This is a genomic window from Oleiphilus sp. HI0132 (assembly GCF_001635845.1).
Genome location: NZ_LWGJ01000908.1, coordinates 1 through 21,823, shown reverse-complemented (window position 1 = coordinate 21,823; position 21,823 = coordinate 1). Strand labels below are relative to the sequence as shown.

General features: G+C 45.0%; 18 protein-coding genes and 1 pseudogene. 13 read left to right on the top strand and 6 right to left on the bottom strand.

What is annotated here, in order from left to right; translation table 11 throughout:
- Positions 1 to 127 precede the first annotated feature (127 nt).
- The 6 genes from A3766_RS10305 (at position 128) to A3766_RS10280 (ending at position 8,967) form a co-directional block, all read left to right on the top strand.
- A complete protein-coding gene (locus A3766_RS10305; RefSeq protein WP_068516776.1) occupies positions 128 to 868 on the top strand; it encodes an MBL fold metallo-hydrolase in 741 nt (246 codons plus the stop codon).
- A gap of 22 nt (positions 869 to 890) precedes the next feature.
- Positions 891 to 2,267: a tRNA 5-hydroxyuridine modification protein YegQ gene (yegQ, locus tag A3766_RS10300; RefSeq protein WP_068516773.1), complete on the top strand. Its 1,377-nt coding sequence runs from the start codon at positions 891 to 893 to the stop codon at positions 2,265 to 2,267.
- A 339-nt stretch (positions 2,268 to 2,606) separates the two neighbouring features.
- Entirely contained in the window at positions 2,607 to 3,791 is a 1,185-nt protein-coding gene (locus A3766_RS10295; protein WP_068516770.1) for an NnrS family protein, read from the top strand.
- Between the two features lie 278 nt (positions 3,792 to 4,069).
- On the top strand, positions 4,070 to 5,107 hold the full coding sequence (gene pyrC / locus A3766_RS10290; RefSeq protein WP_068516767.1) for a dihydroorotase: 1,038 nt from the start codon (positions 4,070 to 4,072) through the stop codon (positions 5,105 to 5,107).
- 233 nt (positions 5,108 to 5,340) lie between these two features.
- Entirely contained in the window at positions 5,341 to 6,456 is a 1,116-nt protein-coding gene (locus tag A3766_RS10285) for a methyl-accepting chemotaxis protein (RefSeq protein ID WP_068516764.1), read from the top strand.
- Between the two features lie 342 nt (positions 6,457 to 6,798).
- A complete protein-coding gene (locus A3766_RS10280; protein WP_197470008.1) occupies positions 6,799 to 8,967 on the top strand; it encodes an immunoglobulin domain-containing protein in 2,169 nt (722 codons plus the stop codon).
- Between the two features lie 81 nt (positions 8,968 to 9,048).
- Here the strand turns inward: A3766_RS10280 and A3766_RS10275 are convergent, their stop codons facing one another.
- The 4 genes from A3766_RS10275 to A3766_RS10260 all read right to left on the bottom strand — a co-directional run bounded on the left by A3766_RS10275 (position 9,049) and on the right by A3766_RS10260 (position 14,680).
- Positions 9,049 to 10,083 (bottom strand): hypothetical protein, encoded by a 1,035-nt coding sequence (locus A3766_RS10275; protein ID WP_068516759.1) that lies wholly within the window; start codon positions 10,081 to 10,083, stop codon positions 9,049 to 9,051.
- Positions 10,084 to 10,196: 113 nt separating this feature from the next.
- Positions 10,197 to 10,925, bottom strand: a complete 729-nt coding sequence (locus A3766_RS10270; protein WP_068516756.1) for an SGNH/GDSL hydrolase family protein — start codon at positions 10,923 to 10,925, stop codon at positions 10,197 to 10,199.
- Positions 10,926 to 11,119: 194 nt separating this feature from the next.
- The gene (locus A3766_RS10265; RefSeq protein WP_068516754.1) at positions 11,120 to 13,504 is read right to left on the bottom strand and encodes an RND family transporter; all 2,385 of its coding nucleotides are present in this window, start codon (positions 13,502 to 13,504) and stop codon (positions 11,120 to 11,122) included.
- A 45-nt stretch (positions 13,505 to 13,549) separates the two neighbouring features.
- A complete protein-coding gene (locus tag A3766_RS10260; RefSeq protein WP_082865196.1) occupies positions 13,550 to 14,680 on the bottom strand; it encodes a YCF48-related protein in 1,131 nt (376 codons plus the stop codon).
- Positions 14,681 to 14,756: 76 nt separating this feature from the next.
- Between A3766_RS10260 and A3766_RS10255 the strand changes: the two genes are divergently transcribed.
- The 5 genes from A3766_RS10255 to A3766_RS10235 all read left to right on the top strand — a co-directional run bounded on the left by A3766_RS10255 (position 14,757) and on the right by A3766_RS10235 (position 17,758).
- Positions 14,757 to 15,671, top strand: coding sequence for an alpha/beta fold hydrolase (locus tag A3766_RS10255; RefSeq protein WP_068509332.1), 915 nt, complete (start codon positions 14,757 to 14,759; stop codon positions 15,669 to 15,671).
- Positions 15,672 to 15,733: 62 nt separating this feature from the next.
- Positions 15,734 to 16,144, top strand: a complete 411-nt coding sequence (locus A3766_RS10250; protein ID WP_068553464.1) for a YeeE/YedE family protein — start codon at positions 15,734 to 15,736, stop codon at positions 16,142 to 16,144.
- Positions 16,141 to 16,554: a DUF6691 family protein gene (locus tag A3766_RS10245; RefSeq protein WP_068516746.1), complete on the top strand. Its 414-nt coding sequence runs from the start codon at positions 16,141 to 16,143 to the stop codon at positions 16,552 to 16,554. Before A3766_RS10250 ends, A3766_RS10245 begins: the two co-directional genes overlap by 4 nt.
- 15 nt (positions 16,555 to 16,569) lie before the next feature.
- Positions 16,570 to 17,196, top strand: coding sequence for a DUF2238 domain-containing protein (locus A3766_RS10240; protein WP_068516744.1), 627 nt, complete (start codon positions 16,570 to 16,572; stop codon positions 17,194 to 17,196).
- The gene (locus tag A3766_RS10235; RefSeq protein ID WP_068509914.1) at positions 17,189 to 17,758 is read left to right on the top strand and encodes a nucleoside deaminase; all 570 of its coding nucleotides are present in this window, start codon (positions 17,189 to 17,191) and stop codon (positions 17,756 to 17,758) included. Before A3766_RS10240 ends, A3766_RS10235 begins: the two co-directional genes overlap by 8 nt.
- A 17-nt stretch (positions 17,759 to 17,775) precedes the next feature.
- On the opposite strand, the gene A3766_RS10230 is transcribed toward A3766_RS10235, so the two are convergent.
- Positions 17,776 to 18,099, bottom strand: a complete 324-nt coding sequence (locus tag A3766_RS10230; RefSeq protein WP_068516741.1) for a DUF2288 domain-containing protein — start codon at positions 18,097 to 18,099, stop codon at positions 17,776 to 17,778.
- Between the two features lie 167 nt (positions 18,100 to 18,266).
- Entirely contained in the window at positions 18,267 to 19,751 is a 1,485-nt protein-coding gene (locus A3766_RS10225; protein ID WP_068514503.1) for a wax ester/triacylglycerol synthase family O-acyltransferase, read from the bottom strand.
- A gap of 440 nt (positions 19,752 to 20,191) precedes the next feature.
- On the opposite strand from A3766_RS10225, the gene A3766_RS10220 reads away from it, so the two are divergent.
- The gene (locus A3766_RS10220) at positions 20,192 to 21,184 is read left to right on the top strand and encodes an alpha/beta hydrolase (RefSeq protein ID WP_068516739.1); all 993 of its coding nucleotides are present in this window, start codon (positions 20,192 to 20,194) and stop codon (positions 21,182 to 21,184) included.
- Between the two features lie 170 nt (positions 21,185 to 21,354).
- Positions 21,355 to 21,823, top strand: a pseudogene (locus A3766_RS10215) (hypothetical protein); the annotation flags it as partial.

The window sequence follows — 21,823 nt, the reverse complement described above, 5'->3', positions numbered from 1 at the left end:
GCGAACATAGCCCTGTTTTACTCGATATGGCGCATAACGTTGAAGAGATGATCAAGCGCATCCTTTACCATATCGATAAAGCGTTAAAGTTTTTATCTACTAACAATAAACTAATCTAGGCACGCACATGAAATCTCAAGCAATATATCAAGAAAAGCATCAATGGATCTATTTCGGAAGAGACCCTGACAAGCCTGAAAAAATTATTGATTCGAATCAGTTTATGATCGTGAATAATCAACAAGCTGTTTTACTCGATCCTGGCGGTGTTGAGCTTTTTGCTCCTATGTTAAGCTCTGTCGTCAAATACATTCCTTTAGAGCAAATCACTCACTTGTTTGCTTCTCACCAGGACCCAGACATCATTTCGTCTTTGGGTCTTTGGGATCAGGTTATCCCAGATGCGAAACTTCATGGCCCTTGGCTTTGGGAAGGCTTCATACGACATTTCGGCATGAACAATATTTCTTACGAGGCGATACAGGATGAAGGCCGAACATTGGATCTGGCGGGCCTGTCTTTACAACTGATTCCCGCACACTACCTTCACTCTTCGGGCAACTACCATGTATATGACCCTGTCGCGAAGATCCTGTTCACTGGCGATGTTGGTGCGGCTCTTGAGCCTATCGACAGCCCAATGTTCGTCGATGATTTTGATGCACATATCCCGAAAATGAAAATGTTCCATCAACGCTGGATGCCTTCCAATGCAGCCAAAAATGACTGGATCAACCGCGTCAGAAAATTAGAGATCGACATGCTTCTTCCCCAGCACGGCCGAATATTCAAAGGTGAAAATGTTGGGAAATTCCTGGACTGGTTCGAGCAATTACAGGTAGGATCCGCCATTTCGCAGAAAGAATAGCCTTAATTTCGAATCGGAACACATGAAAAAACCTGAATTATTATCTCCCGCAGGCTCGCTCCAGAATATGGAGTACGCCTTCGCCTATGGCGCAGATGCAGTTTATGCTGGCCAACCACGGTACAGTTTGCGCGTCAGAGAAAACGAATTTAACCATATTGAAAACCTTGCTAAGGGCGTTGCTCGCGCACACAAGCTTGGCAAACAGTTCTATATCGCATCGAACATTAGCCCGCACAATGACAAGGTAAAAAGTTACCTTCGCGACATGGAGCAAGTCATTGCTATGAAGCCAGATGCGCTGATTATGTCTGACCCCGGCATTATCATGATGGTGCGAGAAAAATGGCCTGATGTGCCTGTTCACCTTTCAGTTCAAGCAAACGCGGTAAATTGGGCAACAGTGAAATTCTGGCAACAACAGGGCCTGACACGCGTCATTCTTTCGCGGGAACTATCCTTGGATGAAATTGCGGAAATTAAACAACGCGTTCCTGAAATGGAAATTGAAGTTTTCGTTCACGGTGCTTTGTGTATTGCCTACTCTGGCCGTTGTTTATTGTCCGGTTATATGACCCATAGAGACTCAAACCAGGGCGCTTGCACAAATTCCTGTCGCTGGAAGTACCAGACTCACGAAGCAGAACAGACTGATGGCGGAGAAATTGTTCCAAGCCAAGCAGTTGAAACCTACGACCCTAATGTTCAAACACTTTCACTTTCGGAAAGTTCTGACGTCCTAGAAAAAGTTTCCCCTTTATACCTACTACAGGAAAAAGGCAGACCTGGTGAGTACATGCCTGCTTATGAAGATGAGCACGGCACCTACATCATGAACTCCAAAGACCTACGAGCTGTTCAGCATGTTCAGCGCCTGATGGATATAGGTGTTGAGTCCCTGAAGATTGAAGGCCGTACCAAATCGTACTATTACGCTGCAAGAACTGCTCAAGTATACCGACAAGCGATCAATGATGCCGCCGCCGGCCATGAGTTCAACATGGCCTTGATGGACGACCTCGAAGGCATGGCTAATAGAGGTTTCACAGAGGGTTTTTACCGCCGCCATGTACCTGATGAATACCAAAACTATGAGACAGGCAATTCAACCTCAACTCAGCAACTATTCGTCGCAGACGTTCTGGAAGGTGACCTTGGCACAAATCGCATCAAACTTGAGGCGAAAAACAAGCTTTCTACTGGAGATCAGCTCACGCTGCTAACACCGGTAGGTAATATTTCCTTCACCGCAGCACAGCTATTCAACAGCAAGAACGGCCGAGAAATTGAGTCAGCTCTTGGCTCGGGTTATAAAGTTGAACTCGAGGTTCCGGAGCTTTCCAAGCTTAAGCTTACTCACGAAGCGCTTGAAAAAGGCTTAATTGTTAGAAATATCTAATCAAGGACAAATCTTCCTGTAAGCAGAGCCCGCTCCTCAAGGGCGGGCCTCCTGCAAAAGTGCTGATAGCATCCTAAGGCAGGCTCGGCCTTTGGCCGCGCACTATAAAAAGGCTCTGAGTCTTGTACCTTAATAGATCATTTGCTACTTTTTAGGTATTGATTCTTCCTTGCCCCCCCTCTAGCCTTAAAGATTGATTACTTAGTAGGCAGAGCTTTCCATAGCTCGCTAGCGGGCTAGTACATGCCTTCAGCTAAGCACGGTATGAAACCCGCTACCTACACAAAATAACCATAGTCATAGTGATACAATCCTCACTAGCTGGCATAGGAATCGTCAATGCAACCTAAACACGAGCTCAGCTCTCAACACCCAGCATTATTCAACCTTGGCTTTCGTGCATTTTTCGCCGGTGCTAGCCTCCTTTCTTTAGTCAGCATCGCCGTATGGTTACTCTTTCTAAACCAAGCCTGGTCTTTTAATTCAAATAGCATCAGCCCTTTTCAATGGCACGCTCATGAAATGATCTATGGCTACGCCGTGGCAGTAATCGCCGGCTTTTTGTTAACCGCAGTAAAAAACTGGACCGGCCTACAGACTCCTCACGGCAAACCGCTCATGATCCTCTTTTCTTTGTGGGCCCTGGCACGCCTAATGTGGCTGATTAACGTACTATCACTCGCTGCATTCTTCGACCTCATCTTTATCGTTTGTCTCGGCTACGCTATTGCCAAGCCGATCATCCAAGTCAAACAATGGCGTCAAATGGCGATTCTTTCGAAGCTAGTGCTGATTGCAGTCGGGAATGCCTTTTTCTATGCTCAAGCACTTGGTTTTAGTGATTCAGGTGCACATACATCCCTCTACGCAGGCCTCTATATCGTTGTCGGTCTGATCCTGACCATCGGGCGTCGGATTATTCCTCTTTTTATTGAACGAGGGGTAGGCTACGAAGTGACCTTGTTTAACTCTAGAATTCTCGATATCTCAAGTATGCTGGTCTTTTTAGTGTTTTTTATCGCAACCCTCTTTACCAACTATATCACCCTCGCGCAGACTGCTGCGGCACTCATGGTCATTATCACGACCATACGTATGATCGGCTGGTATACATCAGGTATATGGAAATCCCCTTTGCTATGGAGTTTCTTCGTAACCCTGGGTTCAATTACCATCGGCTTTTTAATTTTTGTATTTGAAACCAGACTTTCACTGTCGCCTTATTTGTCCATACATGCTTTTGCTGTCGGCGCTATTGGCGTTATGACCATGGGCATGATGGCACGCGTATCAACGGGCCATACAGGGCGAAACCTTAAGCATCTACCAAAGACTTTAGGGCCCGCCCTGCTTATTCTTTCTCTGGCTGCCATCATTAGGTTTTTTCTACCAGCCATTGCTCCGGGTAGTCACTTGCTTTGGGTCAATATTTCCGGTGGTCTGTGGATCATAGCATTTTCATTATTCTGCCTAGCCTTTATTCCCGTATGGACAAGCCCCCGTGTAGATGGGAAATACGGATAAAAAAATGCGCCGGTCACATTTCAATTAACCCGAAAGGTCGCACAATTGAGCGTTTGAGAATTTTACGTGCCAAGCAGTCAAACGGAGATATGCCTAATACCAGCGGGCTTACCTCTCAGACCATGCAGGCCTGCTTGGCAAAATAGAGTTGGCAAAGTAAGCGCCTGAGATCCCTCCAGACAAGTTAGTCATCCATACCTTGTCCTCCCACCCTGAATTTCCTGAAGCCTATATTTTCAGGCATAATATAAGCTTAAATTTTTGATTCAGGATATCCCATGCAAGAAATCACTATTCAAGCCCCCGATGACTGGCACCTTCACTTTCGAGATGGAGACATGCTCGCAGAAACTGTCCCGGCAACCGCTCGGTGCTTTAAGCGAGCGATAGTGATGCCTAACCTTGTCCCGCCTGTTGTTAACACAGAAATGGCACTTGCTTATAAAGCCAGAATTGAAAACGCTATACCTGAAGGAGTCGATTTCACTCCCTTAATGACCCTATATCTGACAAACGATACAAAGCCCGAAGACATTACTCGCGCCAAGCAAGCGGGCATTATTGCAGCCAAGCTTTACCCAGCAGGAGCAACAACCAATTCCGATGCTGCAGTTTCAGCCTTGAACGAGCTTTACCCGGTTTTTGAGGCAATGCAAGCTTGCGACATGTTATTACTGATTCACGGTGAAGTGACCTCTCATGAGGTTGATATCTTTGATCGGGAAAAGTTTTTTATTGAACAACACCTAGCCCCTATCACCGAAAAATTTACCGAGCTAAGAGTTGTTTTTGAGCATATCACAACCTCTGAAGCTGCTCAGTTTGTACAAGCAGGCTCAGACAAACTGGCCGCAACGATCACTCCCCAACACCTGCTCCTTAATCGTAATGACCTGCTCGTAGGCGGTATTCGGCCCCATAACTTCTGCCTACCTGTACTTAAACGCAACACCCACCAAACAGCGCTTAGAGAAGCTGTAAAGAGTGGCTCAAGCAAATTCTTCCTTGGAACCGACTCAGCACCTCACGAAAAGGCGAAAAAAGAGTCATCTTGCGGCTGTGCTGGCTGCTACAGTGCCTGGAGCGCTATAGAGCTTTATGCGCAAGTATTTGAGGACCTTGGAGCGATCGACAAGTTCGAAGGCTTTGCCAGCCATCACGGCCCAGATTTTTACCAACTACCACGCAATACCAGTACTATCACACTTCAAAAAGAAGAATGGACCATCCCGGAGCAAATCATTCTCCCTAATGGCAATCCAATTGTTCCTTTTTATGCCGGGCAAACAGTTAACTGGAAGCTAAAAACAAAATAACTCCAGATCTCACCGTCTTGGCCGATATAAGCCAAGACGCCGCTGATTGCGGTCGTTATTTTTTCTACAAACATTGTAGAAATACGTAAGCATACTAGACTTATTCAAACAAGCTAAAACGATTGCTTCTAGTGACACTGAGGCCAGACTTGCTCGCTAAATAGGCTCGTCTTGTCGTTCGCACTCGAAACATTTTAGCGCTCGGTTCTTACACTGGTGATAAAGGTCACTCAATGAAATATGAATACGCTTGTCTGCTTTTCCTGCAGGTTCTCGCAACTGGCTGGCTAGTCATCGCACCGCCGCTACCAAGCTACGTCATCGTTCCCTTAGTGTTCATGACAATGATCGTTGGCTTTATGATTTGGCAACGCATTGAGCGATCTTTAGTGCCCTATGACCAAACACCGCGAGCAAAACGGGCGGCAAGAGAAAAGCAGGCGCAAATTGAGTTATTCGATAAAATCCACCATATGATGGATGAAAAAATTGCGCTTATCGCCCAGCTTGCAGAGGATACTGAAAAACTTACACACTCGCTTTCTGACGATACGACACAAACTGCAGAGACAATCGAACGGGCAGACAGCTATGCTAAATCATTATCAAAATCTTTAGATGAAAACCTTGAGCCCAGCACACTAGAAAGCCTCAACAACTTTGGAGAAGTTTCGAATCAGGCCTTAGCCCAGCTGATTCAGCAATTTGAAAACATTCAGGCGGCTTCTGTTACTTTAAACCAGAACTTTGACGATATTGATGCACGTTTTCATGAAGTAGTTGAGCATCTAGAAGATATAAACAAGATCAACTCACAAACCAACCTCCTTGCGCTCAATGCCGCGATTGAAGCCGCTCGAGCAGGCGATGCAGGAAGAGGGTTTAGCGTTGTTGCAGATGAAGTGCGCACGCTTTCAGTTCAAACAGATGATTTTAATGACAAGATCAGCGCTAAACTGGCAGAAACCGAAACCATGTTCAAAGAGTCTGTTGAGTGTCTGGATATTGCTGCCCAAGCCGACCTATCCAACACCCACCAAGCAAAGGAGACATTGCTAAGCTTATGGGAGCATTTGCAACCTGAGGACCCAGAAAATAATCCCAACCTGCCCTTGATCGCCTCTCTCAAAGAGGAAATAGAGCAGTTATATAACATTTCAAATACCGAGAAACTGTCCAGCGATGCAATTCAACAGAAAGCATACAAAGTTTATCAGGATTCGCAGCACTTCAAGGACTTCTTCGGTCCTATATTGAGTGATTTCAAGCAGCTATATAGCTGTAAAGACGAAGACCAGCAAGAAATTCTCCGACGCGCACTCTCTAAGCGAGTAAATAAAATCCCCTAAGTCTTACTTTTACTGGTACAGACAAGACAAAGCTATTACGTAATGTTAATATCACTTTCACACAAAGTTACAATTCTTTAGTTAGAATTTTAACTATCGGATAAGGATTTCAGGATCTTGGCTCATACATACCTATAAGATATAGAGATTAGCAGCGTTACTCTATTAATAACTGCACATTACGCAGAAGCCCGTTTTAGATTCTTTACGTTTATTCCAACTGTTGAAATCGCGCATACCACTATACATTTGCGGTTTTTAGCCCTTTCTTGCGTCATTTTATAGGAAGGGGCGAGTTGTTGAATTATGCCTGTCCATAATGAATATTTCGAATGTACAACTATGAAAGCAAAAGATACAAGTCAAATAGCACTCTCCAAACTATGTACACTGCTAATGTGTTTGTTCTTAAGTGGCTGCGAATTTTTTGATAGCGACCGGCAAGATAACAATGTTGATGGACGTGCTGTTAAAGGCGTCATCAGCAACGGCATAATCAGCGCATACCGAGCCGAAGATAATAGCCTGATCACACAAACACGCAGCGACTCATCCGGCTATTTTTCACTAGACTTAAACGAACTTGAAGATGGCACGCTCGTTCTACTCTCACTAAGCGTAGATACTGATACTCGCATGCTTTGCGACCTGGTAGAAGGCTGTATTGAAAAAATATCTGGCCAAACACTTTCGTTTGGTGAAGCAGTCAGACTCCCAGCTTATTTTCAACTCTTAGGTCTAACAAGCAAGCAAACCCACTCCACAACGTTTCTTTCACCTTTAAGTCACCTTATTGTTAAAACTGCGCAGTCTCTGCCTCAGGGCTTAAATGCGCAAAACATAGTAACAGCCACTCAGTGGGTCATGGAAAGTTTTGACTTAGAGAGCGACCCCTTAACTACCCCAACACTTGACCTAACAAAGCTCTCGGATGCAAGTGACGAATCTCTAAAGCAAGCAATTCTAAGCGCTTCTCTTTATGAGCACGCGCTTGATACAGAGTGGATAGGCACGAACCAATTGCTTGATCATATTCCCTTAGCGAACGTGTTCTACACAGCAAGCGACCTAGCAGAGCAGCTTTCTGCATACCTGGACACCTACTCTGACAACGGAAATAGTTATGCTAGCGCACTGAGCAGTATCACCAATGATGCTCAAAATATTGCAGAAGATCTCGACAGCGCTGAGCTTCAAATTCAAACTCAACCGCAGTCCATACATACCAGTGAATCACAAAGCTTTTCTTTGTTTGTTCTCGCATCCGGAGCGGGAAGCTTAAGCTATCAGTGGCAGAAGGATGGCGAGAATATCCCGGGCGCGACAGCAAGCTCCTACAATAAAACGAGCGCTCAACTTAGCGATTCTGGTTTATATAGTGTCACCATTTCCAACAGTGAGGAAACTATCCACTCGCTAGAAGCCCTTGTCTCAGTGGAAGAAAACGTGTTACCCGTCAGCATATCCCAGCAACCTAGCGCTAGCATCGTCACTGAAGGGGAAACAATCTCTCTCAGCGTCTTAGCGACTGGCGGAGATCCAATCAGCTATCAATGGCAAAAGAACGGCTCCTTAATTCCTGGCGCAACACATAGCACTTTAACGATTAGCCCAAGTTCAATAAGTGACACGGGAAGTTACCGAGTATCGATTAGCAACAATGTTTCCCAGGTTTATTCAAACTTTGTCAGCGTTACCGTCAATGAACAACTTGCAGCACCCAGCATTAACTCGCACCCCGTTTCATTAACAGTATCCGAAGGAAGCTCCGCTTCATTTAGCGTCAACGCTGGCGGTGGAGGCTTTCTGACTTACCAATGGCGACACAATGGCACGGATATTAGCGGCGCATATAGCAATACCTTAAGCCTAAACTCAGTCGAGTTAAGTGATGCAGGGAGCTATGATGTGACAGTTAGTAACACGCAAGGCTCCGCTACATCTTTCAGTGCAAACCTAAGCGTATTATCTATAAGTGTACCGGTAAGCATAACCCAGCAGCCCTATTCACAAGAGATCAACGCGGGTGAAAGTGTAGACTTAACAGTTCGCACTAGCGGAGACGGCCCATTCTCATATCAGTGGCTATTCAATGGCGAAGAGTTAGTTGGCGCTAATTCGCAGGACTTGAGCATCAGCAATGCGGGTATCGAAGATACCGGCTTATATTCTGTAGTCGTCAGTAATGCCAGCAGTGAAGCTTACTCACAAGAAGCCTTGGTCTCGGTTAACTCTCTACCTTCTTCACTCGAGCTAAGCTGGTCTGCGCCAAGCACACGTGAAGACGGCAGCGCACTGGAAAGTAGTGAAATTTCAGCATATGTTATCGAATATGCTTATAACAACACCGAGCTAAACCAAAGCATTCGTATTAACAGCACAGGTAGTGAGACCTACAACTACATAATCAGCGATGTGCAATCAGGAACAATGTACCTGCGTATTGCAACAGTCGATAGCAATGAGATTCAAAGCCAATTCTCTGAAACGATTTCTATCGACATCCCTTAAAGCACTTGTTAACGCTATTCAGCCACAGAGGTGAATAGCGTATCTCCTCTCCTTAGCTAGAAGTGTTGGCATACGCGACTCTTAGTTATTACCAAACTTCCTAGGCCTGTTAAAACGCCAGAAGTCCATTTCCTCTTCCCTTTGAATCGTAACAGCTTCATGCTCAAAGTATTTTTGCCTAAGCTCGGCAAGAGACTCATCAAGCTGTTCTGCATCAAGGCTCGCCACCAATTCAGCTCGCTCAGCCATATAGGCGTAACCAGTTTGCCATCTCGCCTCACGTTCTTGGTCCTTTGCAGCAAGTGTTTCAATTTGCTCTTCTGAATAACCTAACTGGCGCCGAATATTATCTATCTCTATCTGTCGCTCTTCAGCAGGCATTTCAGACAAACCCTTTTGAACAGAGCTAAGGTTAAAAAAGGCTCGAGAGATTACCCCTTCACTAAGGGCTGCGTCCTGGACACTTCCAGCTAAATTTTCATCAATTGCACTACGAAGTTGAAATAGCTTTTCATCCAGGCTCGTCTCATTTGATTGATCTAGCTGATGAAAAACTTCCTGCATTCTAAGTTTGCTTTGGTTAAGGTTATCTTTCTCATCTTGCCAAATTAGTTCGGCATCACTGCCAAAAATTTCTCTACGCTTTTCCCAGAGCATACCGTTTTTTGCTAAAGGAGATAATTCTTCCAGGTATAAATACTCTTCTGAAACCCAGTTTTGGTAGCGCTCTAAACCTTCAATGACACGAAAAATAGACTCGGCAAATTCAGGGAACGCTGCAAGCACAAGGCGAGTAAAACGCTCCTCCCCACTTTCCGGATACTTTTCCAATATATAACGTTTTACTGTTAAAAGACTCGCTTGAACCTTCAACTCGGCAATATGTTCTTTATAGTCTGCTCTTAGCTGAGCTAATATCTGAAGATCAAAGTCATCGTATTCCGAAGCGCCTAACTCAGTTTCGTTAACAGCTTGAACCGGCACCTCCAGGCTATAATTTCCTAAGATACTCTCTGGCTCCAGAGAGGTATTTGCTATATCCATCGAGTTAACGCTCAACTGATAGACAGTAACACTACCAGCTACCACTACCAGCCCAATAATCGATTTCTTCATTGATTATCATTCCTTAAAATGAAAACAACCCACTTGCTTCACAAGTGGGTTGCCTAATTAAGATATCCAATAGATAGCCTGCTACGATATCAGGTCGCAGGCCCTATCCTCTTTTATAACATTGGCTGCAATACTGGCCAAATAAGGTCAGCGAGCTTTTGCGAGCCACTGGTCGCAGGATGGATACCATCAATAATAATATCGCGGTCATTGATTACTGAGCGAGGGTCGATAAAGGTACAATTTGCTGTAGAGTTCGCACATGCCTGGGCTAAACGCATATCGCCATAATCAACCGCTTCTTCCACATCATCCAACCAAAGTAGTGCATTTTTAGGGTAGTAGTAGCCAAGGAAGATAACGTTTTCAACACCATTTGCATCGATATTATTCAACAAATTAACGACATCAACATACAAGTCGTCAATCAGGTTTTTACAAGAAGAGCTTAAACCCCACCACTGATACCACTCTGTCTTACAGTTGTACCAGTCAAACATAGTAATGATAGGGATAAGAATATCGTTACCTGCAGCATCCATAACGATCGTCTGGATATTCGGATTATCGTTCTTGGCAATCTCGAATTGCGTTGCAATATCAGTTGCATAGATACCGCCCGTTACTTCTGCACCCGAGATAGTATATTGACGGAACGTTTCTCCAGCATAGTCTTCAAGAATATCCTGAATCTTACCGGATAAAGCGAAAATCGAATCCCCAATGGTTACAACTTGATCGTTGTCAGCGTCTGTTACACGGTCATTGCTGACTAGACTACCAACACCGCCACAGCCTGTGAGTCCCGCAGAAATAAGTAATAATGCGATTATTTTCTTCATAATGAGTCCTTTTTATTTTATGTAATGATTGTTTTGTATAATCTTTTTACACAACATCAGCCCACGCTAGACTTGATGTAAAAAAGGCACATTAGCATTATTAGCCGGCGCCTCTCCATGACAGCACTTGCCTGTTTTTGACATTTGCGGTCACGAGTTCAAAGTTGTCGACCCGGTCTCGACTCTGAGTTATCTCAGGCCAGGTCATCTCGATACACAACAAGCTCATCCTCCTCACCATCTTTGACAAAGTAATAGGCGAGCATGGGTAATAGGGTAATTGAGCCAAGCATATTCCAAAGAAACATGAAGGTTAACAGTATCCCCATATCCGCTTGAAATTTGATCGGCGAAAAGATCCAGGTTGTAGTACCGATAGCCAGGGTCAGCCCTGTAAAAGCAACGGCTTTACCCGTTGAGTGGAGCGTATGGAAATAAGCTCTCTGTAAAGTCATGCCTTGCGTTAGGTACTCCTCTAGACGAGAGTAGATATAGATACCGTAATCGACACCTAAGCCCACACCCAAAGCAATAATTGGTAAGGTTGAAACCTTCACACCAATGCCTAAAAAGGCCATCAAGGCCGTACATAGAATGGAAGTCATCATCAAAGGCATAACAATGCAAACAACGGCTCGCATAGAGCGGTAGGCGAGCAAAACCATCATTCCGACAATCACATAAACAATAACCATCATAAAAGTCTGTGATTCAGCTATCACCTGGTTAGTCGCGACTTCAATACCTGCATTTCCAGCCGCCAACAATATTTGCACCTCATCTGACTCAAAGGTCTCCGTGTAAGCCTCTACCACATCAACCGTTCGCTGCAAGGTTTCCGCTTTATGGTCATTAAGAAAAATGAAAATAGGGGCTAAGCTGCAATCGCGATTAATAAAGCCCGAAGGCACGTGCTGCAAAGAAGTGTCGATAATTTTCTGGTTTCTCGATAATTCAAACCACTTATAACTCCCTTCATTAAATGCTTTGGTGACCGCCTTTGAAATATTCACTATCGAAACACTTAATTGAACACCCTCAGTATGATTTAGCTCCCACTGCAAACGCTCCATTAAATCCATCACTTCATAAGATACACATTGCTCTTGTGGCGTCTTAACCATCAGCACCATGACATCAGCACTGGTCGAGTAGTTACTGGTAATAAATGCATTATCCAGGTTATAACGAGAGTCAGGGCGTAACTCGGGAGCACCCGCATCTAGCTCTCCAATCTTCAACCCCTGGGAGACATAAAGACCCATTGCCACAGCAAATTGCGCAAGAATAATAAACTGCAAAGCATATTTATGAGATGCCATCTTCGCTATTCTTGCCCATATCGGGCTGGGGTGCTTTTCTACCTTACGCACATGCGCGATACCACGCTTAGTCACACCAAAGTAAGACATAATAATAGGCAGCAATACCATATTGGTGATGATAATACTGGCAATACCAACACTGGCACCAACGGCCAAGTCTTTTATCACATCCACCTCAACCACAATCAGGGTCATGAAACCAATTGCATCACTAATCAAGGCAAGCATCGCTGGCACATAATGGTGACGAAAAGTACGAAGCGTTGCCTCGAGTGACTCAAACCCTGCGCCCATTTCGTGGGTCAAGCCATTGATAAACTGGACCGAGTGGCTAATAGCAGTCGCGAATATAATAAAAGGAATCAGCACCGAATAAGGATCAAGACCATAGCCTAGTAAGTGCATAATCCCCATTTGCCATACCACCGCAACAATGGAGCAGCCAACAGCTGCCAGGGTGCTGGTAAGACATCGGGAATAGTGAAATAGCAAAGCCGCAGTAATCAATACAGCAACAGCGAAAAAGACAACGATCGCAGAGAAACCTTCAATCAAGTCGCCAATTTTTTTGGCAAAGCCAACAATCTGAATGTTGACCTTAGATCCTTCTCCCGCGTAGCGCTGCCTAACGTTTTCTTCCAACACCCTAGAAAAGTCGAGGTAATTTAACGGCTCCCCCGTCTCTGGGTTTTTCTCCAACAAGGGGACATAGACAATCGAAGACTTAAAATTATTCGCTACCAGGCGACCGATTTCACCCGAGCGCAAGATGTTCTGTCTCATTTGTTCCAGGCTGGCGTCACTTCCATCATAGTCATGAGGGATAACTGTCCCTCCCTGAAAACCCTCTTCTGTCACTTCAACCCAGCGAACATTAGGCGTCCACAGAGACTTTAACCCTGTACGATCCACCCCTGGTAAATAGAACACTTCATCACTAATTTTCTCTAGTACATCCAGATAATCCTTATCAAAAATATCACCTTGCTTGGCCTCGACCGAGATTCGAATAAAGTTCGCCAGGTTCTCAAGGTCCTCTCTGTTCTCAAGGAAGTTGATAACATAAGGGTGCTCTAAGGGGATCATTCTTTCCAGGCTGGCATCAGGCCTTACCTTCGTCCCCATATAAGCCAAAAACAAAGATACAGAGAGGAATAAGCACAAGACAACCAGCCTTCGGCTAAATATCCACCGCTCGACCATTGGCTCAGCAAGACTAACGCTCTGTAACTCTTGTTGTTCGATTTCACTCATTATCGTTTTTCACTCTTCTTACTTTTCAAGTGTCAGATTCGCATCTTAATAAGGCTGAAAGTGGACACCATGATCACTCACCAGCACCAATTCAGAGTTCTTTAATGTCGCAACAGCGTTATAAGCCTCTAGACCCGACTGTTTAACTTTAGAGAAAGTCTTACCCTGGTCGGTGCTGCGTACAATCACACCTGAAAAGCCACTTAATATCACCACGCCATTTTCATCAATCGTAGAGCCGGTTAAGTTAGTCGTTGCAGGCGTAGCAACCTTATCCCATGATTGACCTTCATCGGCTGAGCTATACACATTGCCTTTCAAACCATAAATCAACACTTCTTTGACCTGAGGGACTTCCTGAATGCCAAAAAAAGAGCCTTCATATGGGCTATATAAGGTTTCCCAGCTCTCCCCCTGATCATATGAGGCGAACATTGTGCCGGCCTCACCGACTATCAAAACGGCACCAGTGGATAAAACAGCAATTGAGTTTAGGTGGTAACGGTCAAAATTCTCTAAACGGTTTGCCATCGAAAACCAGGTCTTACCACCATCCTCGGTTGCAAAAAATAAACCGTAGGCACCGACAACATAGCCTTTATCTTTGTTTTCAAAATACACTTCCAAAAGAGGGTTCGCTGGCCCTAACTGGCTATCAAACTCAGCATTCGATAGGGCGAATTCGGCATCATCTAAATCGTAGGACAAATCGTCCTGAGCTTCCTCATCGGCGGCATCGTACTCTTCCCGAAGAGCTTGATAGTCTGCTTTAGCACCGTCAAGGAGCAGCTCATTAGCTCGCTTGCCATCAAACTGAAGCGTCCAGTTTTCGCCAGCATCTTGCGTATGAAGAACCACGGCACTATGCCCCACTGCCCAGCCATGGGTATCATCAACAAAGTACATCGCTGTGAGCATCGTTGAAACAGGCACCTTTGCCTGAACCCAGTTTTCACCTCCGTCATTAGAGTAAGCAATGACGCCGCGTTCGCCGATTGTTAGCAATCGATCACCGAGAGTCGTGACATCAAGAAAAGCCGACTTCTCGACATTGTTGAAGGTTCGCGAAGGCTCATCTAAACGATCCTTTAATTCAAGCGCACTAAGTGGCCCTGCAAGCAAAAGCAATAGAAAAAGGCGGTGCAGCATTTTGAGGCAAGCATAGCTATTCAACATGATGTTCAGTATTCTTTCCGTAATAAGTAGGTGCTTAATAAATTTAGCTCATCAATAGCAATAAGAAAAAGAATTTATGCCATATATCAATACTGCTGACGGTCAGCGAATTTATGTGCGCGACCTTGGCCCCAAAAACGCTAACACAGCTCCGATCATTCTACTCCATGGCTTTGGTATGCAGTCTCTGCATTGGCTACCTTTTGCCCTGCCCTTAGCAAGAAAGCAGCGTTTTATCATTCCCGATTTGCGAGGTTTTGGCCTTTCCCATCACATCAACCATGACCGGGATTGCGTCATGTCCAATTACGCAGACGATCTACAGCAAATAATCACTTCCTTAGAGCTGGAGAGTTTTAAATTAGCTGGTATATCAATGGGCGCCTTTGTTGCACTTAAGTACCAGGAAAAATATAGCGACAATCAGGTTGAACGTTATCTACATATCGACCAAAGTCCCAAATGCCTTAATGATAGTGAGTGGAAATGGGGGCTTTTTGGCGCAGAAAACCAAGAAAGACTCTCCGAAGCGACAGACCTAATAGGCAAGCTAGACCCTTATATTGAGGCTCAGGCAGCCTACGACACCCTCCCCAAAACACTAAGAAAAGAGTTATGGGATAATTTAGCAAGCTTCTTCTCTGATGCGCTGTCTCGCTCATCCCACAAAGCGATTGCCAGGAGAGTATGCTCAAATGAGTTTTTGGCCCGCAAAATAATGCCTGTCGATAACTGGCCCGTTTACATCACCTGTCTGAAAGCCTACATAGAACAAGACTACGACATGCTCGACGTTATCGCTAAGCTGAATAGCCCGCTGACATTAGTCGTTGGGCTTAAATCAACGATGTACCCCTGTACCGGCCAACTCCGCATTGCCGACCATCACCCCAATTGCGATGTTCTCACTTTCCGAAACAGCGGGCATACACCGCTTATCGATCAACCTTATCGCTTTTTTCAGACACTAAAAGGTTTTGCCCAAGCCTAAATTTTGACCTAAAAAACTGTTATGCTGCCGCCGAAATTTAAACAACATTTCTCGGAGTACTCGTGGAGAATATAACACCCGCATTAATTGGTGGATTACTGATAGGTCTTTCGGCCAGCCTTATTATGCTTTTTTACGGTCGTATCACCGGTGTCAGCAGCATGATTCAGAGCCTTGTTAAGCGCACACAAGGTAATACCTTAAACAGTTTTGCCTTCTTAGCAGGAATGGCTTTAGGTGCATTGTGCTTAAGCGAGCTCAGCCAAATTAATTCTCAACCCATTCCAAACCATCCGGTTATTATTATCCTTTCCGGACTACTTGTGGGCTACGGTACGTCAATGGGCAGTGGCTGCACCAGCGGCCATGGCATCTGCGGCATTAGTCGCCTTTCCCTGCGTTCGATCATCACTACACTTTGTTTTATGACAAGCGGAATCATCACGGTAGCTATCGTGAGGCATGTCATATGAATGCTCTAATATATCTTTTCTTTGGTCTGTTATTCGGCCTGGGGCTCGCTTTTTCAGGTATGACTAACCCAGAAAAAGTCCTTGGCTTTCTCGACCTATTCGGCAACTGGGATCCGACGTTAATGTTTGTTATGGCTAGCGGCGTGGGAACGACCATGCTCGCCTACCATTTTATTTTCAAGCGTCGGCCGATAATAAATAGCGAGTTTTGTCTTCCAAACAAACAAAAACTGGATAAGCGGCTGATCATTGGTTCTGTTTTGTTCGGCGTCGGCTGGGGGCTTTATGGCTACTGCCCTGGCCCGGCTATTGCCGCCTTAAGCTACTTGCACAGCGATACTTTTTTGTTTGTCGCAGCGATGCTTGGTGGTACGATCATCCATACTGTACAAGGAAAAAAGCAACCTTAAGGGACGTGGACAGCTATGCCGGCAAATGCAACTCAAGTTCTTTGGCTTACACTCTATTTTGCCGTGCTCGGCTGGTCAGGCTACGAACCTATAGACTTGTATACCTGGGTGCTAGAAGTCGCTCCGGCGATCATCGGCCTGGTATTAATCGTTACGACAAGGCGAAGCTTTCCACTGACGCCCCTGCTGTACTTCCTAATCCTGATTCACTGTATCATTTTAATGATTGGTGGACATTACACCTACGCAGAAGTCCCCTTGTTCGACATGATAAAAGAAGCCTGGGACTTGGACCGCAACAATTACGATAAAGTTGGCCATTTCGCACAAGGCTTTGTCCCAGCCATTCTTGCCAGAGAAATCCTTATTCGAAAGCAGGTCGTTAACGGCGTCAGCTGGCTCAATTTCTATATTATTAGCATATGCTTGGCCTTCAGCGCATTTTATGAACTTATCGAATGGTGGGTCGCACTCTTATCAGACCAGGCAGCAGAAGCATTTTTAGGTACTCAAGGCGATAATTGGGATACTCAATCTGATATGGCAATTGCACTGGTAGGCGCGATTCTGGCTATTATCACACTCTCGAAAACACATAACCGCCAGTTACTCAGTCTTAAAAGCCGTGTAAAAGATGATTGACCCCTACGCAAACTCTTTAGAAATCCAGCTTCCTAACTGGTTAAGTGAATATCGTGCTAGCTACCAGATAAGTGAAAGCCTGAGCGAGCGAATGAAGTTCGTCATCGCGGCATCACAAAGAAACATTAATAAAGATACTGGCGGCCCCTTTGCCGCAGGCGTTTTTGAGACCGAGTCTGGCAAACTGATATCTTTAGGTGTCAACCTGGTCACAAGCCAAGGTCTATCAATATTACACGCAGAAATCCTTGCTATCAGCTTGGCTCAACAACAACTGGGTAGTTACGAACTAGCAAAATCCGAGCACCGGTTAGAACTGCTTACCAGTACCGAACCCTGCGCTATGTGCCTGGGAGCAATCCCCTGGTCAGGTATTCATCGCGTCGTCTGTGCGGCAACAGGCAAAGATGCCGAAGCGATAGGCTTTGACGAAGGAGATAAACCCAATGCTTGGAAAGCGGGTCTTGAAAAAAGAAAGATAGAAGTAATAACTGAAGTCTGCCGAGACGAAGCCAAAGCCGTACTAAACAGCTATGCTAATAAAAATGGACATATTTACTAGCATTCTCAGAACTAAGTTTATTTAGAAACCGCCTGGACTAGAATCCAAGGTTTAATCACTAAAGTCCACAGTTCGGCATCGGCCTCATACCAGGCTAAGGCCTGATCATCTGAAACCTGGGCAACCTGCCCCGAGGCTAGCCATTCCTTGAAGATCGGAGCATTATCTGCCGCAAACTGCTCGCCCACCAACAATAGATCAAGACCCGGAGCAACGTATAGCACCATGCCCGAGGCGAAGAAAGTCTGTAGCTCGCGCCAGGGAGCTCTAGCAGTTTCCAAGTTGAGTTTATGCTTAAGTGGAACTTGGTCATTAGCATTGAGTGACGGACTATCGGACATAAGCTACCTAACTTTACTTTCAAAGGAGTTTCGAACAGCAAGCTTTCGTCGCTCGCAGCCTTAAAGCAGGTAATGATACTGAATTTACACTAGAAGTATCCAGTAATAATGAACGATTCATATACTGGATACTTTTTAGATCCTAACAAACACTCAAGGACTGCTAGTTACGAGGCCATCACAGGCTGAACAAGGTCTTCAATATAACTTGATACGATGTCAGTACGGTGCTTCTCGAGCTGTTCAACAAAGTGCTTCACAATACGCTCAGGGTTAGGGAACAGCTTTGCATCGCCAACCAAACCAAACTGAATTTGCCCCGCATAGCTAATGATGCTCAAACCTAAACCGATATCACCCGTCTGGGGAACCCAGAACATCTGCTCTTTAATCTCAGCCCCAGCTAGGTAGCGAGTCTCTCTAGAACCAGGCACATTAGATAAGACAGCGGAGGTTTTGTTACCAAAACTTTCCAATAGGGTTTTCTGAACATTTTTAGGCAGCATGCCTGCCGCATAAAGAATGCCGTAGGACAAAGCTGGTTGAAGAGACTGTTTCAAAGAAATCATGTCATGCTTAATCTTGTAGACTCTCTCCAGCGGATTCTCGATCCCAACAGGCAAAGCCACAAAAACCGTTCCGAAGCAGTTACCCAGGTCGTCAGGGTTACCAGCCATATCCACTTTGCTTTCAGGGCGAATATTGACAGGCAAGGTCACGTGAACCTGCTTGCCATCGAGTTCTTCACCTGCAAGCAGCAACTCCTCGCGAAAGGCACCCGCAACACAAGAAATCAACAAGTCATTAATCTTACAGCCAACCACCTTGGAAATACCGTAAAACTTATCAAAGCTTATCGGCTCAGACCAGGCACAGGTTTTGCGAACACCTAACTTACCCTTCAAGACACGCTTAGGGTCTGGTGCCATCGTCGCCAACTGAGCTAGTTCTGCCGCTGCTTTAACTCCATCACCAACAAGCTCTCTAAGTGCTTCTTTATCGCGTAATACCTGAATACCTTCAGAAGAGACTTTCCTAGCCAATGAGGCATACCGATCTACACGAACTTTCGCAGTATCCACTACTTTCTGGTACCGGGGCCATTCGTAATTAATATCAGTAAGTGTCTCACTTTCTTCGGCCGCTACCTCGTCGTTATCCGCACATGAAGGTGAAAACGGTTTCACATTCGGCGCATCATCGGTAATCGAGTGAAAAACAGAAATCAAAGCTAGCCCGTCTGCATAGCTATGATGAACCCGCAGAATAATCGCATTACCCTGCTCATAGTTATCGACAAACAATAGCTGCCACAAAGGTTTGCTTGCATCCAGCGGTATGCTCGCCTGATCCGCAAGATAGCTCTGTAGAGCTTCTTTGTCTGCATTACCTGTTAGCGCAACACGTTTAACATGGTTATCAATATCGAAGTAAGGATCTTCCTGCCAATAATACTGCCCGGTCTTGAATACAGGGCAAGAAGTAAAGCGTGGAAAACGTAAGAAACGATTAATGATGGTATTTCTAAAATCATCAAAAGCCATACTCTCGGTAATGAGCATGGCATTTATAATCATCAGGTTGGTAGGAGAGTCCATACGCAACCAAGCTGTATCAGCACCTGTTAAAGGTTTTAATTTGCTGTTACTCATGCCTGACCCCAAATATTGTTTTTATGTAATGAGAACGACAGAACGATAGTGATTGCAAAGATAGCAGATATCTTGGCGAAACGGCACCAAGAAAGTAGTGTTATATCTGAGCAATATGACATTCAAGTTTCAATTGAAACCAAATGTTACATTTTTTAACACCGAAAAATAAGCCCATCTGCCATAATTATTTCATAGAGTTACAGACGCTTTTAAACTTAAGTTCTAAATAGCGCTCATTGTTTGACCAATTTAATATTCCATTGTTGCTCAAGCTGCGTATACTTATTGATAAATAATCTAACATTTGCACGGTTTCAGATACAAAGTGAAACCTAAGCAAAGCCATAGTCACAGGGCCTTCCAAGTGTGCAAACGCCGGAAAAGCCAGCTGCCAAATTTTAAGCGCAGCATGACTATTAGAGAGTTGGGAGAGTAAAATGCAAGCAATCCATGCGCGCAAACTGATAAAGCCGATCGAACAAAGCTATACCGAAATGTTTTCGGGCAAGGTCTTCACCGTCGGTAAAGGCGCGGTTAGCATTCGAAACCATAGCAGCCAAGCGAAACATACCGTTATTGGCGTTCACGGTTTTTTGGAAAATCATTGCTACTTTACGCAACTCTATAATGATTCTTCTACAGAATTGGTATTATTGACCTGCAGTAACTACCACGTTCCTGTTAGCGGCCCTATCCCAGAGCCAGCTGAGTGGGAAATACCTATTAAGTACCCTGAAGCGACCATTGAATACGATGCATGCGTCCTTAACCAGGCTCTCGAAAATTTACCGACAACTGAAAACATTCGTATTCACGGTCACTCTCGTGGCGGCGCCGTTATTCTCCAAGCGGTAAGCTTTCGACCAGAACTCTATAAGAATGTTGAGCTAATTCTCGAAGCGCCAGCCTTGCCTGGTGGTAAAACTCACCCACTAGTTTCAGCAATGCTGGAACCTGTCAGCCATGGTATGTGGCCCTGGGTTGTTCGTATGATTAATAGCACACCTTCATCGTCTTATGGACAAATGTTTTTTGGCAAGACCAATGAGCGCAAGAAACAACTGCTCAATAAGATGTTTAGTGCAACCAAAGACCATCTGACTATCGTGCGCAACATTGAGAACCTGTTTGCCTGGATGGATAAAGCTGACTATTCAGTTTATGAGCATGTTAAGCATGGCACCTTCCTAATCCCTAAACTAGATAGAATTCTTGACCGTGACTTAATGCTTGCCAGTGCCAAGCATAGCCCGAATGCCGTGAGAATTGTTGAAACTGATGCGATGAGCCATTTCGTATCACTGGACGACCCTAAATGGACACCGAGCCTTGACGACATGCCCACCGTTCTTAGCAACAAGCCCGCTCGTCCAACAATGAAACTCAACCCCGACCAGCAAAAGAAGCTACAATTATCTGCAGGCGTGTAGCACTTCTTAGCAGATAGTGACTCCGGCGTTGAGCCTTCAGCGCCCAAAACAGCCTTCAGCGCCAAAACAGCTCTCAACACCAGGCATTCAAAAATTCCACTCGATTCAGCGCCTGTCTTTCTATAGAATTCCAAACCTGTTCTATTGAGTATCAGGGATCCGCGATCACTATGAGCCGTGACAAGCTTCTTCACACCCATGCTTCTAGCCCTGCGGCCAAAAGGCTAAGAGAGGCAATGCTCAATTATCACGACTTCCAACAGCAATCAAAGCTCGACAATATCGACCACCACTTGGCAAAACTCGCTCACTGGCAAAGTGAGCGCTTAAAGTTCAGTCATCGCGATTTTTATCAATCAAGCGACTATCAAGACGGCTTATCCTTCCTGTTTACGGATTTATATTCAACCGAGGATTTCAGCGACCGCGATCGGGATCTTGAGCGAATATTTCCTAAAATGATCAAGCTTTTACCAAAAAAAATTCTTGAAACAGTGAGTCTTCTGGTAGAACTAAACTTACTTACTCAGCAGCTAGATCAGCGGCTTGCTGAAATCATATTTATTGAACACAACAGCAATGAGCTAAACGAGAAGATCTATTGTGAAGCTTATCGCGCTAGCGACAATCATGGCCAGC

Bases quoted from the DNA above. Each gene is read 5' to 3' on its own strand.
- A3766_RS10305 (WP_068516776.1), top strand. From the start codon at position 128: ATGAAATCTCAAGCAATATATCAAGAAAAGCATCAATGGATCTATTTC.
- yegQ (WP_068516773.1), top strand. From the start codon at position 891: ATGAAAAAACCTGAATTATTATCTCCCGCAGGCTCGCTCCAGAATATG.
- A3766_RS10295 (WP_068516770.1), top strand. From the start codon at position 2,607: ATGCAACCTAAACACGAGCTCAGCTCTCAACACCCAGCATTATTCAAC.
- pyrC (WP_068516767.1), top strand. From the start codon at position 4,070: ATGCAAGAAATCACTATTCAAGCCCCCGATGACTGGCACCTTCACTTT.
- A3766_RS10285 (WP_068516764.1), top strand. From the start codon at position 5,341: ATGAAATATGAATACGCTTGTCTGCTTTTCCTGCAGGTTCTCGCAACT.
- A3766_RS10280 (WP_197470008.1), top strand. From the start codon at position 6,799: ATGAAAGCAAAAGATACAAGTCAAATAGCACTCTCCAAACTATGTACA.
- A3766_RS10275 (WP_068516759.1), bottom strand. From the start codon at position 10,083: ATGAAGAAATCGATTATTGGGCTGGTAGTGGTAGCTGGTAGTGTTACT.
- A3766_RS10270 (WP_068516756.1), bottom strand. From the start codon at position 10,925: ATGAAGAAAATAATCGCATTATTACTTATTTCTGCGGGACTCACAGGC.
- A3766_RS10265 (WP_068516754.1), bottom strand. From the start codon at position 13,504: ATGAGTGAAATCGAACAACAAGAGTTACAGAGCGTTAGTCTTGCTGAG.
- A3766_RS10260 (WP_082865196.1), bottom strand. From the start codon at position 14,680: ATGTTGAATAGCTATGCTTGCCTCAAAATGCTGCACCGCCTTTTTCTA.
- A3766_RS10255 (WP_068509332.1), top strand. From the start codon at position 14,757: ATGCCATATATCAATACTGCTGACGGTCAGCGAATTTATGTGCGCGAC.
- A3766_RS10245 (WP_068516746.1), top strand. From the start codon at position 16,141: ATGAATGCTCTAATATATCTTTTCTTTGGTCTGTTATTCGGCCTGGGG.
- A3766_RS10240 (WP_068516744.1), top strand. From the start codon at position 16,570: ATGCCGGCAAATGCAACTCAAGTTCTTTGGCTTACACTCTATTTTGCC.
- A3766_RS10235 (WP_068509914.1), top strand. From the start codon at position 17,189: ATGATTGACCCCTACGCAAACTCTTTAGAAATCCAGCTTCCTAACTGG.
- A3766_RS10230 (WP_068516741.1), bottom strand. From the start codon at position 18,099: ATGTCCGATAGTCCGTCACTCAATGCTAATGACCAAGTTCCACTTAAG.
- A3766_RS10225 (WP_068514503.1), bottom strand. From the start codon at position 19,751: ATGAGTAACAGCAAATTAAAACCTTTAACAGGTGCTGATACAGCTTGG.
- A3766_RS10220 (WP_068516739.1), top strand. From the start codon at position 20,192: ATGCAAGCAATCCATGCGCGCAAACTGATAAAGCCGATCGAACAAAGC.